This window comes from Mycobacterium paraintracellulare (assembly GCF_000276825.1).
Classification (GTDB): domain Bacteria; phylum Actinomycetota; class Actinomycetes; order Mycobacteriales; family Mycobacteriaceae; genus Mycobacterium; species Mycobacterium intracellulare.
Map to the genome: position 1 here is coordinate 416,976 of NC_016948.1, position 13,755 is coordinate 430,730.

Annotated in this window: 16 protein-coding genes and 2 pseudogenes; 16 read left to right on the plus strand and 2 right to left on the minus strand. The window is 66.9% G+C overall.

What is annotated here, in order from left to right:
- Positions 1-13: 13 nt before the first annotated feature.
- Positions 14-772, plus strand: a complete 759-nt coding sequence (locus tag OCQ_RS02045) for a hypothetical protein (protein WP_008263395.1) — start codon at positions 14-16, stop codon at positions 770-772.
- Between the two features lie 446 nt (positions 773-1,218).
- Here the strand turns inward: OCQ_RS02045 and OCQ_RS02050 are convergent, their stop codons facing one another.
- Positions 1,219-2,076, minus strand: coding sequence for an HAD-IB family hydrolase (locus tag OCQ_RS02050; protein ID WP_014383710.1), 858 nt, complete (start codon positions 2,074-2,076; stop codon positions 1,219-1,221).
- 499 nt (positions 2,077-2,575) lie between these two features.
- On the opposite strand from OCQ_RS02050, the gene ssd reads away from it, so the two are divergent.
- The 14 genes and pseudogenes from ssd (at position 2,576) to OCQ_RS02110 (ending at position 11,810) form a co-directional block, all read left to right on the plus strand.
- On the plus strand, positions 2,576-3,628 hold the full coding sequence (ssd, locus tag OCQ_RS02055; protein ID WP_008263398.1) for a septum site-determining protein Ssd: 1,053 nt from the start codon (positions 2,576-2,578) through the stop codon (positions 3,626-3,628).
- The gene (locus OCQ_RS02060) at positions 3,625-4,788 is read left to right on the plus strand and encodes a TadA family conjugal transfer-associated ATPase (RefSeq protein WP_014381704.1); all 1,164 of its coding nucleotides are present in this window, start codon (positions 3,625-3,627) and stop codon (positions 4,786-4,788) included. Before ssd ends, OCQ_RS02060 begins: the two co-directional genes overlap by 4 nt.
- A complete protein-coding gene (locus OCQ_RS02065; RefSeq protein WP_008263413.1) occupies positions 4,785-5,585 on the plus strand; it encodes a type II secretion system F family protein in 801 nt (266 codons plus the stop codon). Before OCQ_RS02060 ends, OCQ_RS02065 begins: the two co-directional genes overlap by 4 nt.
- Positions 5,586-5,600: 15 nt before the next feature.
- The gene (locus OCQ_RS02070) at positions 5,601-6,197 is read left to right on the plus strand and encodes a type II secretion system F family protein (RefSeq protein ID WP_179300125.1); all 597 of its coding nucleotides are present in this window, start codon (positions 5,601-5,603) and stop codon (positions 6,195-6,197) included.
- Between the two features lie 18 nt (positions 6,198-6,215).
- Positions 6,216-6,299: pseudogene (locus tag OCQ_RS26970) on the plus strand (DUF4244 domain-containing protein); the annotation flags it as partial.
- A gap of 228 nt (positions 6,300-6,527) precedes the next feature.
- Positions 6,528-6,737 (plus strand): hypothetical protein, encoded by a 210-nt coding sequence (locus OCQ_RS26425; protein WP_139826601.1) that lies wholly within the window; start codon positions 6,528-6,530, stop codon positions 6,735-6,737.
- On the plus strand, positions 6,734-7,096 hold the full coding sequence (locus OCQ_RS02080; protein ID WP_041784763.1) for a hypothetical protein: 363 nt from the start codon (positions 6,734-6,736) through the stop codon (positions 7,094-7,096). Before OCQ_RS26425 ends, OCQ_RS02080 begins: the two co-directional genes overlap by 4 nt.
- Complete coding sequence (locus OCQ_RS02085) at positions 7,093-7,404, plus strand: DUF732 domain-containing protein (RefSeq protein WP_041784765.1); 312 nt, start codon at positions 7,093-7,095, stop codon at positions 7,402-7,404. The genes OCQ_RS02080 and OCQ_RS02085 overlap by 4 nt, the downstream gene beginning before the upstream one ends.
- Before the next feature lie 277 nt (positions 7,405-7,681).
- On the plus strand, positions 7,682-8,155 hold the full coding sequence (locus tag OCQ_RS02090; RefSeq protein ID WP_139826602.1) for a hypothetical protein: 474 nt from the start codon (positions 7,682-7,684) through the stop codon (positions 8,153-8,155).
- 958 nt (positions 8,156-9,113) lie between these two features.
- Positions 9,114-9,872 carry a hypothetical protein gene (locus OCQ_RS27290; RefSeq protein WP_158023539.1) on the plus strand — a complete coding sequence of 253 codons (759 nt, stop codon included), beginning with the start codon at positions 9,114-9,116 and terminating at the stop codon, positions 9,870-9,872.
- Positions 9,873-9,958: 86 nt separating this feature from the next.
- On the plus strand, positions 9,959-10,114 hold the full coding sequence (locus OCQ_RS26430) for a hypothetical protein (protein ID WP_014383718.1): 156 nt from the start codon (positions 9,959-9,961) through the stop codon (positions 10,112-10,114).
- Positions 10,111-10,326 (plus strand): hypothetical protein, encoded by a 216-nt coding sequence (locus tag OCQ_RS02100; protein ID WP_014383719.1) that lies wholly within the window; start codon positions 10,111-10,113, stop codon positions 10,324-10,326. The genes OCQ_RS26430 and OCQ_RS02100 overlap by 4 nt, the downstream gene beginning before the upstream one ends.
- A 262-nt stretch (positions 10,327-10,588) precedes the next feature.
- A complete protein-coding gene (locus tag OCQ_RS02105; RefSeq protein WP_139826603.1) occupies positions 10,589-11,083 on the plus strand; it encodes a hypothetical protein in 495 nt (164 codons plus the stop codon).
- Between the two features lie 274 nt (positions 11,084-11,357).
- The gene (locus OCQ_RS02110) at positions 11,358-11,810 is read left to right on the plus strand and encodes a phage major capsid protein (RefSeq protein WP_014383721.1); all 453 of its coding nucleotides are present in this window, start codon (positions 11,358-11,360) and stop codon (positions 11,808-11,810) included.
- Here OCQ_RS02110 and OCQ_RS02115 read toward each other — a convergent pair.
- Positions 11,787-13,082 (minus strand): annotated as a pseudogene (locus OCQ_RS02115) (IS3 family transposase). The gene OCQ_RS02110 and the pseudogene OCQ_RS02115 sit on opposite strands and share 24 nt — an antisense overlap.
- 25 nt (positions 13,083-13,107) lie before the next feature.
- Between OCQ_RS02115 and OCQ_RS02125 the strand changes: the two are divergent.
- The gene (locus OCQ_RS02125) at positions 13,108-13,665 is read left to right on the plus strand and encodes a phage major capsid protein (RefSeq protein ID WP_014383724.1); all 558 of its coding nucleotides are present in this window, start codon (positions 13,108-13,110) and stop codon (positions 13,663-13,665) included.
- Positions 13,666-13,755: the final 90 nt, after the last annotated feature.

The window sequence follows — 13,755 nt, forward strand, 5'->3', positions numbered from 1 at the left end:
AGGTTGTCAAGCTGTGACGGCTGATCCTCTGGCGCCCCTGATGGAACTGCCCGGCGTCGCCGAGGCAAGCGACCGCGCCCGCGAGGCGCTGGGGCGCGCCCATCGCCACCGGGCCAACTTGCGCGGTTGGCCCGTGACCGCCGCCGAGGCCGCGCTGCGGGCGGCCCGCGCGTCGTCGGTCCTCGACGGTGGTCCCATCCGGCTCGAGGACCTCGCCGACGCCGGCAAGGTCAGCGATCCGGTGTTCGCGGGCGCGCTTCGGGTGGCGCAGGCGCTCGAGGGCGGCGAAGGCCCCGTCGTCGGCATCTGGCGGCGAGCACCCCTGCAGGCGCTTGCCCGCCTGCACATGCTGGCCGCGGCCGACCAGGTCGACGCCGAGCATCTGGGTCGCCCGCGCGGCGATTCCGGCGTGGGTCCGCGGCTCGAGTTGTTGGCGGAGCTGGTGAACGGCCGCACCCAGGCGCCGGCCCCGGTGATCGCCGCGGTCGCGCACGGTGAGTTGTTGACGTTGAAGCCATTCGGCAGTTCCGACGGCGTGGTCGCGCGCGCGGTGTCGAGGTTGGTGACCATCGCCAGCGGGCTGGACCCGCACGGGTTGGGCGTGCCCGAGGTCAGCTGGATGCGCCAACCCGCGGCGTATCGCGACGCGGCACAGGGTTTCGCCGAGGGCACGCGCGAGGGCGTGGGCGCGTGGCTGGTGCTGTGCTGCCGGGCGATGCAAGCCGGGGCGAAAGAGGCTCTGGCGATCGCCGACTCGATGTCGAATCGGTAGCTGGCGCAGTAGCCCGAACGCGGGGAAATCGGGCCCGGAAACGTGTAGAGCGGGCGACGTTCCGAATGATCGGTCCGCCGCCCGCTAGCACGGGACTCGGTTACCAAGCGTGCATTTCTGGGCTGCGTGGGTTGGCCTCGGCGATCTCGCGACGCTTCTGGCTGCAGCCCCACCCAAAGGGCCGTCGACGCTTCCGCTCTTCGCAATTACGCAGGCCCGCAACACTTCTGCCATTTTCGCGGCTATGACTCCGCGTGGGTGCCGGGCACCGTGCTGGGCGCCCGGGTCGGGAGATCGAACCTTCTCTTCCGGATCGACCTAGGCCTCACCGGGCTTCCGTGGTTCCTTTGTACTACTAGACCCCTAGCACAGCAAGAGCCAATTCGCGAAATGGCGCCGAATACGTTTTGTATTGCGCGTGTAACGCGTTTGCTGCCGCCGCCGGCTCAGAACGCGTAGCGGCGCAGCAGCGAATAGGTGACCGCGCCGGCGGCCAGCGCGCTGATGCCCACCGCGGCGGTGGTGGCGATCGCCGCGCCCGACGGGGCCGGGATGCGGTCGCGCAAGGACACCGGGCGGGAGAACGACATGACCGGCCAACCGCGCTCGAGGGCTTCCCTGCGCAACCCGCGGTCGGGATTGACGACGCTGGGGTGGCCGACCGACTCGAGCATCGGCAGGTCGGTGATCGAGTCGGAGTAGGCGTAGCAGTGTTCCAACGGATAGCCCTCGCGAGCGGCCAGCTCGCGGATCGCTTGGACCTTGCCCTCGCCGTAGCAGTAGAACGCGATCTCGCCGGTGTACCGGCCGTCCTGGACGACCATGCGGGTCGCCATCGCGTGGGTGGCGCCCAGGGCGCGGGCGATCGGCGCGACGATCTCCTCGCCAGAGGCCGACACGACCACGACGTCGCGCCCGCACAATTTGTGGGCGGCGATCAGATCGGCGGCCTCGGCGAACACCAACGGGGTCACGATGTCGTGCAGCGTCTCGTTGACGATCGACTTGACCTGTTCCACGTCCCAGCCGGTGCACATGTTGGTCATGTGCGCCCGCATCCGATCCATCTGGTCATGATCGGCACCGGAGAGCAGGTAGATGAACTGGGCGTAGCTGGACTTGAGCACGGCGCGGCGATTGAGCAGGCCCTGGGCGAAAAACGGTTTGCTGAAAGCCAGCGTGCTGGACTTCGCAATGATCGTCTTGTCCAGATCGAAGAAGGCCGCCGTGCGGGCGTGGGTAGTGGTGCCTGCCGCTGATTGCCCCGCGGCTGACTGCTCCGCAGCCGGGTCGAAGACGGTCACGGACCCAGCATAGGTCGGCGGTGACGTCGGGCCGCGATCCCGCACCGGAAATGGCCGCTCAGGGCCGTGCGAGGGTCGGGTGACGCCGTGTTTACGCGGCTCAAGGTCATTTTTCAGTAAATGATCTATTGCGTTATTGCGGACTGTCATGTGTATAGTAAGCATTACTCGGCCTGAGCCGAGGGTGTATCAGCCCGACCCCCCGGGGCTGATGCACGACGACCCTCGCCTCCTCCCCCCCTGGCGGGGGTCGTCCCTTTTCTCGGGTCTTTTTGGGCGGTTTCCCCCCGATTTCGGGCGCGTGGGCCGGCCCTCGACGCGTTGCGGGGAATCCGTCCGTCGTCGCTGGCGCACCGCCGCCGCACGTGGTTTGTGCACACTCGCGTCTCTATCCCCAAATCCGCGTTTGGGACTGGTGTGCCAGGTTGGGGCGCTGCACAGTGGGCGGATGACTGGCACTTCCGGAGCACAAGGCGCCCATCACGCGGGTGTGTTGGCGATGCTGGCGGAGCCCGAACTGCGCGCCGAGGTGGAGCGGGTGGCGGCCGCGGCCGGGGTGCGGTTGGTGCATGCCGGCGGCGCGGCGCCGGTGAGTCGCAAGACCTGGACGGCGGCGGCGGCCGTCGTGCTGGACGCGCGGGCGGCCGCGCGGTGTGAGCGCTGGGCGCTGCCACGCCGCGATCACGTGACCGTGCTGACGGTGGGCGAGCCCGAGTCGACGACGTGGGCGGCCGCCGTGGGCGTCGGCGCCGAGCACGTGCTGCGACTGCCCGGGCAAGCGGCCGACCTGGTTGGCGCGTTCGCCGAAGCCGCCGAGTCGTCGCGCGACGACGGGTCGCGCGGCCACGCCGTGGCCGTCATCGGAGGCTGCGGCGGGGCCGGCGCCTCGTCGCTCGCGGTCGCCCTTGCTCAGGCCGCCGCCGACGCGCTGCTGGTGGACCTCGACCCGTGGGGTGGCGGCATCGAATTGTTGCTCGGCGGCGAAAACGCGCCGGGCTTGCGCTGGCCGGACCTGGCCCTGCAGGCTGGGCGGCTCACCTGGTCGGCGGTGCGCGATGCGTTGCCGCGACACCGCGGCATCAGCGTGCTGTCCGGAACGCGGCGCGGGTACGAGGTGGACGCCGGGCCGGTGCACGCCATCGTCGAGGCCGGGCGTCGCGGGGCGGTCACCGTGATCTGCGACCTGCCCCGCCGCTTCACCGACGCGACCCAGGCCGCCCTGAGCGCCGCCGATCTGGTCGTGGTCGTCAGCCGCTGTGACGTGCGTGCGTGCGCGGCGACCACCGCGATGGCGCCGGTCCTGGCCGCCACCAATCCCAACGTCGGCCTGGTGGTGCGGGGCCCGTCGCCGGGCGGACTGCGCGCGGTCGAGATCGCCGAGATCGCGGGAATGCCGCTGCTGGCGGCGATCAAGGCGCAGCCGCAACTCGGCGAGCAGGTCGAACGCGGCGGCCTGCGGTATCGGCGTCGGTCCGCGCTGGCGGTGGCGGCCCGCGAGGTGCTCGGGGTGCTGCCGCCCGCGCGGGCGGCGCGGAACGGGCGGGCGGCGTGAGCGGTTCACTGATCGAACGCGTCCGCGAGCGGCTGGCCGGCGAAGCCGGCCCGCTGGGTCCGTCGGTGGTGGCCGCCGCGATCCGGGCCGAGTCCGGCGGGATGCTCGGCGACACCGAGGTGCTGGCCAATCTCCGCGTGCTGCAGACCGAACTCACCGGCGCGGGCATTCTCGAACCGCTGCTCTGCGCGGACGGTACGACCGACGTCTTGGTGACGGCACCGGACGCGGTATGGGTCGACGACGGCAACGGTTTGCGGCGCACCGGGATTCGCTTCCCCGACGAGCCCGCGGTGCGGCGCTTGGCGCAGCGGCTGGCGCTGGCCGCCGGCCGGCGGCTGGACGACGCGCAGCCCTGGGTCGACGGCGAGCTGTCCGGCATCGGAGCCGGGGGATTCGCGGTGCGGCTACACGCGGTGCTGCCGCCCGTGGCCGCCGCGGGCACCTGTTTGTCGCTGCGGGTGCTGCGGCCGGCCAGCCAGGACTTGGCGGCCCTGACCGCCGCGGGCGCGATCGACCCCGTGGCCGCCGCGCTGGTCGCCGACATCATCGCCGCCCGCCTGGCGTTTCTGGTGAGCGGCGGAACCGGCGCGGGCAAGACGACATTGCTGGCCGCGATGTTGGGCGCCGTACCGCCGGCCGAACGGATCGTCTGCGTCGAGGACGCCGCCGAATTGGCGCCGCGGCACCCGCATCTGGTGAAGCTCGTCGCGCGGTGCGCCAACGTCGAGGGCGTCGGCGAAGTCCCGGTGCGCCAACTGGTCCGGCAAGCGCTCCGGATGCGGCCCGACCGCATCGTGGTCGGCGAGGTCAGGGGCGCCGAAGTGGTGGACCTGCTGGCCGCGCTGAACACCGGGCACGACGGCGGCGCGGGCACCGTGCACGCCAACAGCCCCGGCGAGGTTCCCGCCCGCCTGGAGGCGCTGGGCGCGCTCGGCGGCCTCGATCGTGCGGCGCTGCACAGCCAACTCGCCGCGGCCGTGCAGGTGCTGCTGCATGTCGAACGCGATCGCACCGGCCGGCGGCGACTCGGCGAGATCGCCGTGCTGCAACCGGTTCAGGGGCAGGTCCGGGCGGTCACGGTGTGGCACGCGGATCGGGGGATGACGGACGACGCGCCCCGGCTGCGGCGCGTCCTGCAAAGCCGGATGCCGGCGTGAACGGCCCGCAGGCCGGCGCGCTGCTCTTGGCGCTCGCGCTGGTCATCGGCCGGCCCTCGCCGCGGCGACGGCTGCGCGCGACGGCGCAACCGAGGTGGCGGCTCCCCTCGCGCGGGCTCCGCGGGGTGGCGTGGCTGGCCGTGGGCCTCGGCTGCGCGGGCGTGGCCCTGCTGCCGCCGACGACCGTTCTGTGCGGCGCGGTCGTGGGCGCGACCGTGAGCGTGCGTTACCTCCGTCGGCGCCGCATTCGGCGCGCGACCCGCGAGGGCCACGCGCTGGAAACCGCGCTCGACGTGCTCGTCGGTGAACTGCGGGCCGGCTCCCACCCGGTGCGCGCGTTCGGCGTGGCCGCCGACGAGACCGCCGGCGCGGTCGCGGCGTCACTGCGATCGGTGGCGGCGCGGGCCCGGCTGGGAGCCGATGTCGCCGCCGGGCTGGCCGCCGCGTCGCGCTCCTCGGCACTGCCCGCGCAGTGGGAGCGGCTCGCGCTGTGCTGGCGGCTGGCCAGTGACAACGGGTTGGGGGTTGCGACCCTGATGCGGGCGGCCCAGTGCGATATCGCTGAGCGGCAACGGTTCTCGGCGCGTGTCGCGTCGAGCCTGGCGGGTGCGCGCGCGACCGCGACGATACTGGCCGCCCTGCCGGTGCTGGGCGTGCTACTCGGCCAACTGGTCGGGGCCCGCCCGCTGACCTTCCTGCTGGGCGGGCAGGTGGGCGGGTGGCTCTTGCTGATCGGGTCAACGCTGGCCTGCGGCGGGCTGCTGTGGTCGGACCGCATCGCCGATCGGGTGGCGTGAGGTGGAGACGCGCGAGTGGGTGTAGCGGCAATGTTGCTGGCCACGGCGCTGTGGATGGCTCCCGGTCCGTCGCTGACGCGACTGCGTGCCGGCATGCCGTCGCGTGGCGGCCGGGCGCTCGCGACGGCCCGGCGAACGGATGGCCCGGATCCGTTGGCGGTCGCGTCCTGTCTCGACGTGCTGGCCGTGTGCCTGCGGGCCGGGATGGCGGTGTCGGCCGCCGCGGCCGCCGCTGCGCCATCCGCCCCGCCGCACCTGGCCCGCGTCCTGCGCCGCGCCGCCGACCTGCTGGCGCTGGGCGCCGATCCCGCTGTGGCATGGGCGATTCCGTCGGACCACTCCGCGCGGCCGGACGACACGCACATCGAAGCGCTGCTGCGGTTGGCCCGGCGTTCGGCGTCCTCGGGCGCGGCGCTGGCCGATGGCGTCGCCGAGTTGGCCGACCAGTCCCGTCACGACGCCGCACACGCGGCCACGGCCGCCGCCGAGCGGGCGGGGGTGCTCATCGCCGGGCCGCTGGGCCTATGTTTCTTGCCGGCATTCGTCTGCCTGGGCATCGTCCCGGTGGTGGCCGGCTTGGCCGGTGACGTGCTGCAGTCGGGTCTACTGTGAAACGAAAGGAAGTCCTTGATGATCAACAAGTTTCGCGAATTCGCCGCGCGCGTGGCCGTGCTGGCGGCCGACGAGTCGGGCATGTCGACGGTCGAGTACTCGACTAAATCGAATTACTCAATCGACAAGCGGAAACTTTGGAGGTCGACCGGGCCTTGGCAACCGGATCACCCGCACCGCCGCGAGGCAGGCGCGGGCTCATAACTAGCGCGATTAGCAGGCGACAGCCTGTGATGCAAAGGGTTCGCCATTTCATAGCGAACGCACAGTTCAAAGCAAAAACCTGCTGACACCAGATGTGCCAGCGTCAACCTGAGAGAGGCAACACACATGAAAATTAACGATCCGAAAGCGAGCTACTCGCAAGTTAGCGGTGTTTTCCTGACCGCAGATCGCGCCGACGACCACGGGTTATTGGTGTCCATAAAGCCGGGGTCGCTCAAGGTCAAAGACGGGACGGCCACCTTTACGGCCATCGTCTTGGAGTCAGACGTGGCGTCGTTGTACGTACCGCCAAGCGAACGTCTGGCTAACCGATGAGCGGGATTGAGAGGATCCCGGCCGACGACGTGAACATGGGCGAGTGGCTTACAGCCATGTTGCCCGTCGTGGGTACCGAATGGGACTCGCTGTTACTTCCCACCGACTTCCGGGTGGCGTTCGCACTGGCCGATGGCCGGTACGAAGTAGGCCCGTTCACCGGGCCGGGATGTACAGACACCGGGTACCACTGCGACGACTGCAAGTGCTCGCCCGCCCTGACGCCCAAGCAATTCAATGACAGCGTGCAAGAGTTGATAGACGCCGGATTCCTTTCGGACGTACTACATCTCGACATCGACCACGAGCGGCAGGAACATGTGCTCCGCTTCCGCATCCCGGGCGGGGCCGCACGATGAGCCTCATCGTGGCAGTGCTCGCATCGCCGCGCTTGGCAACGGCAGGCATCGCCTGCCTAGCAGCCTTGGTGCTCGCGCCGCAGGCCCACGCAGACGCCAACACCTACCTGCAGTACATCCAGGACCATCACATCAACGTGGGAATCTCCAACCCGTCGAAGCAGCTCTGGATGGGCAACACCGCCTGCCAAGAGCTGCACGAGGGCAGAACCCCGGATCAGATCGCGGCTACCCCAACGATCTTCGACATCCACGGAATCATCGACGCCGCACAGCACGAGCTATGCCCAGACACGTTGGGGCGATGATGTTGAAGAAAGCCATCATCGCAACGCTTCTGGTCGTATGTTCGGCATCCCCGACATCGCCGGCCTACGCGGACTTTGGGCCGTCGGGTCACGGCAAAGCCGTGGCACTCCAACGGGCACCGGCTCCGCTGGACCCCGTCTACTGCTACTCAACTCAGCAGTTCCTCCCGTGGCCTGACTTTTCGGGGTACTGCCCGGACGGGGAGTCACCGTTCAACGGGCCTGGCCCCAGCTACGGCGGTGGCAATCACAGGTACCCAGACGGCAGCGACGACTGATGAGAGGCAACTGGGACGGCCATGTGTTCGGCACGGCCAGCGGAGTGGGGTTCGGTGCCCTTCTCGGTGCCGAACGTGCCAAGGCCCGCAGGGCACGCGACGAGGCAGCTCTGCAGGCCGCTCGGGACAAGATGACGCTCCCGCTGGTGTACTTCGGCTCGTGGGATGAGCCCCACGGCGTGGACCGTATCCGGGTCTACTGGAACGGTGAGATAGTCCAGCATTCGACCTGCGTCGACTGCGGCGGCCATATCCGCCGAGTGTCCGATAAGGCGCGGCGCTGGGCGCAGCACTGTGGTTGCAACAAAGACAGGCCGCACTTCCAGCAGATGAAGGCACAGCGGACAACCCGGAAGCGGCAGGCTGATCACCGCAAGCAGCACGGCGGCATCTCCGACTACCGGATGAAGCAAATCGAGGACGAGTGGAACAGGGCAGAGCGAGACCTGGACGACGACTACGAGGCCGACTAATGGTTCTAGTCTCGCACTCCGATGAGCAGGCGTTTCGATGACTAACTTTTACGATAAGGATGGAGGGGTAAAGGGAGGAGTACGCCCCATCCCCTCGCATCCCCTCGTAGGCCATCGGCCTATTCAGACTTGCCGCTCCCGACCACCTTCCCGGTTGAGCGGCGACTACCTCCCGGGGCGAGGTTTCCTAGCTTCCCTCGCTCGGCGGGACGGGAGACCTACGGCCGCGGTCTCCTGTGGCCCTCGGTGCGCTGACTTAGATCCCCGGCGCGCCGGGGGCCTCCTTTCTTCGGCCCTTATGGGCTACCCGATGGTCAGCGTCAGCGGCGCTGGCTTCATGTCAACCCCGTGGTCTGTGGCCACACCAGGACCGTGATCGGAGATCACCATGCCAACACCACGCTGCGACAAACCCGGACACCACCGACGCGACCCCCGTGGTCGCTGCCTGTTGTGCCAGCGGCACTTTCGTCGCCAGTACCGCAGGCAATGCCAAGACGCACTTCACCGGCTCCGGGCCGTAGAAGCGGCCCTTCAGATCGCTTAAACGGCGCTCCCCCAACACTTCCACCCATCCAGAGGGTGAAAGTCCGTCAGCGGGCAATACAGCCCGCGAACGGAGTGCCCAGGAGGCACGAACCAACACACATCGACCAGGAGGGTTTGATGACAACGAGATACACCGACGATATTCCACTAGAGACGCTGCCCGAGAGCTGGCAGAGGCACATCCAGAAGCTGCGCCGAGAATGCTCGCAGGCGAGGATCCGGAGGAACGAGGCGAGAGATGCACTCGTGTCCGTCATTACCGAGCGGGATGCTGCCCGTGCCGAGCTAGCCGAGCTGAAGGCCGCTCGGACGGATGGCTAACCGCAACCGAGTCAAGGATCACGGTGCAGCCCTCGGGCTCTATGCCCGAGTGCCTAACGGACTCGCTCACGACTACGAGCTGTCTGCGATGGCGAAAGCCGTGGCGCTGGAAGTTTGGTCCCACGCTCCCAAGTGGGAACAGTCGATGACCGAGATCGCAAAACGACTGAAGACAGGCAGACGCCAGGTCACTAACGCCTTCGATGAGTTAGGCGCTCGTGGTTGGTTGGTCCGGGAGATCATCAAGGTCGACAGCCGGGGTCGTCCCGCTGTCGAGGTATGGCACAGGAACCTCACCAATGAGCCGTTCTCGGCTCGTCAGGTTGAGGCACTACGAGGCGGGACCAGTACCCCACAGGTACTGGTTCCTACCTCCCAGGCCCCGGGGACCAGTACCCCACAGGTACTGGTAACCAGTACCCCACAGGTACTGCATAGTAGTGAAACCATTAGTGAAACTACTAGTGAAAAGAACCAGTACCCCACAGGTACTGGTGACTTACCAGACAACGAGCCAGATTTTGGCTCGTGGGGTATCACCGGGTCAGTCGGAGATCCATTCGGGATCTCCTCCCTCCCCACAGGGGAGGGGATATCTCTTCCAGCGAACACTGCCGAAGAGCAGACCCCGGGGTCTGCGATGAAGGCAGAAGAGAAGATTCCGACCAGTACCCCAGGGGTACTGGTTACCAGCACCCTTGGGGCACAGCAGCCCTCTGCCTGTGTTTCGACACAAGAGGCGATCCCGTGGCCAGCGGGCAAGCCGTTCGTCCCCGGCAAGTTCGATCCGTTCGCCGAGTACGTGGACGAGACCACAGGCGAACCGATCACCCCTACCCCTGCGTAGGTCGATCCACAACCGAATATCCGAATAGCCCTCAGCCCCTCACGGCTGGGGGCTTTGTCGTCCCACCACCAAAAAGGAGAGAACAGATGGATCAACTCGCAGAGGCGATCTCGCGCTGCGCTGAATACGGAGGCGGTGAGCAGTTCACCGTGAACCTCGACGGTGCCCAACGCACGCTGTTCGGCGGCTGGATCACTACCGAGTGGGACCTCGCCAGGCCGTCGAAGACGGAGGCACAGTGATCGACCACGAAGCGGCCTACCAGCGGTATGCGGCTAGCACGGTGGAATACAACGCCGCTATCGAAGCGGCGGGGGATCTTCCTTGGTTCCGCGACCCCGAGAAGGTCGCGAAGTTAGAGCGGCATATTGCCGGCATTTCCAGCATGGGCGAAGACGAGCGCCGCAGGGCGCTCTACATGCGGCACCGCCGCAAGGGAGAGAAAACAGCATGACCGATAACGACGTACCCGCGTTGCTGACGGTGGACGACGTGGCCCACTACAGGGGAGTCACTAAATCCGCAGCATCAGCGTTCTGTAGAGGGCTGAAAGTGGCTGGCTGGTACAGCCACCCCGGAAGGGCACCGATCGCCCTGTACACCGCCGTTGACGCAGACGTGACCTGCGGAAACGGCCACTTAAAGCGCAAGCGTTCCCGAGGGGTCTGCCCCTCGTGCCGCTACGAGGCCAAGTACTTAAAGGAGACCCCAGCAGCATGACCGAGGATCACGCCGTTGATACAGCCGCACGTCCCGCTGACACCGTGGATATCGCCGAAGATGCCCACGGTACGGCCGATGCCGTGCCAGCCGAGCCCTCCGAGTCTCCCTCGCGGGCCGAAGACGCACTAGCAGATCGCAAGATGCCCCGAGAGCAGCGGTACCGTATGGAGCTTCGCGCCGCCGAGGCCGAGCGCGACCAGCTCCGAGAGCGTGTCGAGGCCTTTCAGCGCCGCGAGGCAGAACGCCTCGCCGGCGACCTGGCCCAACCGGGGGATTTATTCGAGCTGGGAGGGGTCAGTCTGACCGACTTGCTTACCGAGGCCGGCGACGTTGACAGCGCCGCCGTAGCCGAGGCGGTCGCCAATCTTATTTCCTCACGCCCGCTTCTCGCTAGGAATCCCCGGGTGCCTGCCTACGACAACACGCAGGGCTTGGGCGGCCATGGCGGACCACCACAACCGTCCTTTTCAAGCCTGTTCAGAAGTTAAAGACGGTCAAGGATAAGTGCAGAGGACAGCCGGGGGATCTGGCGTACACAACGGGGCAAGTGCAATCGGGCCACACCCCGCTAACGTCACCGTGCCGGCAGTCAATAACACCGCAAGCATTATCCGCTTCAGCATACGAGCAGGTTAACGCACAAATACCGGCGTCAGGCCGGAATTGTTCCAATCCCAGCTTCAAAAAGTCTTGACTGACAGATAACCGTCTGTGGCGGGTTTGTTAGTCACGTAGCCGCTGTGCGGCAATAGGAAAAGGTCTGTGGCCTTTCCTCGAATCCACGGCTCCAACCAAAAGGGTTGGGGCCATTTCTGTTTCGAGGAGAAACACATAATGTCTACAACCAACTCCGGGCTTGACCAGGCGTTTAAGCCCGAATCGTACGGCAAGCTGGTTGACACCGTGATCGAGTCGAACTCGATCGCGTTCAACCCTGCTGTTGCTAGCACGCTGAATATCAGCACCGAATCCATCCGCATCCCGCTGCTCACCGCAGACGTGGCGGTGGACTGGTACGGCGAGCTGGACACGATTGACGCCGAAGACCCCACCACCGACGAGCTGGTGGTGACCCCGAAGGGTGTCAAGGCATACAGCCTGTTGTCGAACGAGTCGGTCGCCGACACGCAGCCCGCTATCGCCAACCTGATCGGTAACTCGATCGGTCGGTCGATTGAACCATCCCGAGTTTCATGCACCCTCGGGGTTCTGTGAGCCGGCCGATTGGTCGGTCACGAGTTGGGAATAGTAGCGGGTCTCGGCTTCGGCGGGTGGGATGCGTCCGAGGCGGTGCATGAGGCGCTGCTGGTTGTACCAGGCGACGTAGTCGGCGGTGATGTACTCGACGTCGCCCACGGTGTTGAGCTTGCCGCGGCGGAACGGGGAGTCGGCTCGGACGCACTCGTTTTTGTAGAGCCCGATCGTGGTCTCGGCCAACGCGTTATCGTAGGCGTCACCGACACTACCGACCGACGGTCGGATCCCCGAAAGACTCAGTGTCTCACCGAATCTCACGCTCGTATATTGCGACCCGGCATCGCTGTGGTGGATCGCACCGTCGATCGGATGCCCCTGGCGGCGGCGTAGTGCGGCGGCCTGACGGATGGCTGATTCGACGAAGCGGGTGTGCTTGGAGGCCGACGCCTCCCACCCCAAGACTGGCTCCGGCATAAGCGTCGATGACAAACGCGACATAGACGAAGATCCCGGTCACCAACTTCACGTAGGTGAAGTCAGCCACGAGCAGCAGGTTGGGAGCGGGCACGGCGAACTGGCGGTCCACCAGATCCGGTGGCCGCACCGCGGCCGGGTCCGGGATCGTGGTGCGCACCTTCTTGCAGCGTCGCACGCCCTGCCAGCCGTTTTTACGCATCAGCCGTTCCACCGTGGACTTGGCCACCGGGATGCCCTCGCGCTGCAGATGGGCCCACATCTTCAGCGACCCGTACAGCGACTCCGGTTTGCGGCGGCCCTGCTCGTCGGGCTCGTAGCAGCCGGCCAGGATCTGCGTGATCGTGGCATCCCACAGGGCCCGTTTCGAGGGCGCCCGCGTAGCCCAGGCGTGAAACGTTCTCGGGGCGATCGGCATCCCGTGCTCGGAGAGCACGCGGCAGATCGGAGCGACCCCGAAACGGTCCCTGTTCTCGGCGATGAACTCGCAGACCGTGGCTGTCAGCGGCGGTTGCGCGGGTCGCTCTCCCGCACGAAGAAACTCGTTGCCGCTTTGAGGATTTCGATGGTCTGCTCCAGCTCGGCGTTACGGCGCTTGAGCGCGCGGATCTGCGCCGCAGCGTCACTGGACACACCGTCGCGCTCACCCTCGTCGACCTGATGCCGACGGATCCAACTTCGCAGCGTCTCGGCGGTCATCCCCAGCCGCTGAGACACCGCAGTGATCGCCGCCCACTCGCTTGGATAGTCATCACGATGATCCAGCACCAAACGCACAGCCCTGGCCCGGGTCTCCGGGTCGTACTTGCTCGCCACGACATGCACCTTCCCAAGAAGAGAGGTGCGCATCAAACGCGGGACGGTTCAGATCGCGAAAAAGGTTGATGCGGCGTTCTTCAGCTTGTCGGCGGTCACCAAAGGCCCCCAGCTTCCGCTGGGTGTCGTGGCCTACAGCTACATCGACATCGCTGTTGCCAGCGCCACGTTCGATCACGTCTTGCAAGGCATCAAGCTCAGCAAGGATCACGGAGCGGACCCGACTGCGGTTGTCATCAACCCCAGCGTCGAGCTGGCGTGGCGGCAGATCAAGACGCAGACGGGCGCCAACTCCTATCTGGTGCAGGATCAGCTCCTGGCCGACGAGCAGCGCCGTGCCGGCTACGCCGGTTTCACCATCGGTGGTGTTCCTGTCTACGTCAGTCGGGCTGTTGACGCTTTGACCGCCGCGTGGATCGTTGACGCCGCGCAGGTGTTCACCGTCCGCCGACAGGGCACGACCATCGAGACCGACAAGTCTGCGGCGTTCCAACAGGACGGCACTGCGGTCCGTGGTGTGGCTCGTGTCGACTTCGGCGTGACCAACCCGGCTGGCGTGGTCCGTCTGTTCGATCACGCGTAGCTAGTACGCCCTGGCGGTCTCACAACCGCCTAACCGCCTGCCCCACAACCTAATAACCCGAGAGGCCCCGGTGATTAGACCGGGGCCTTT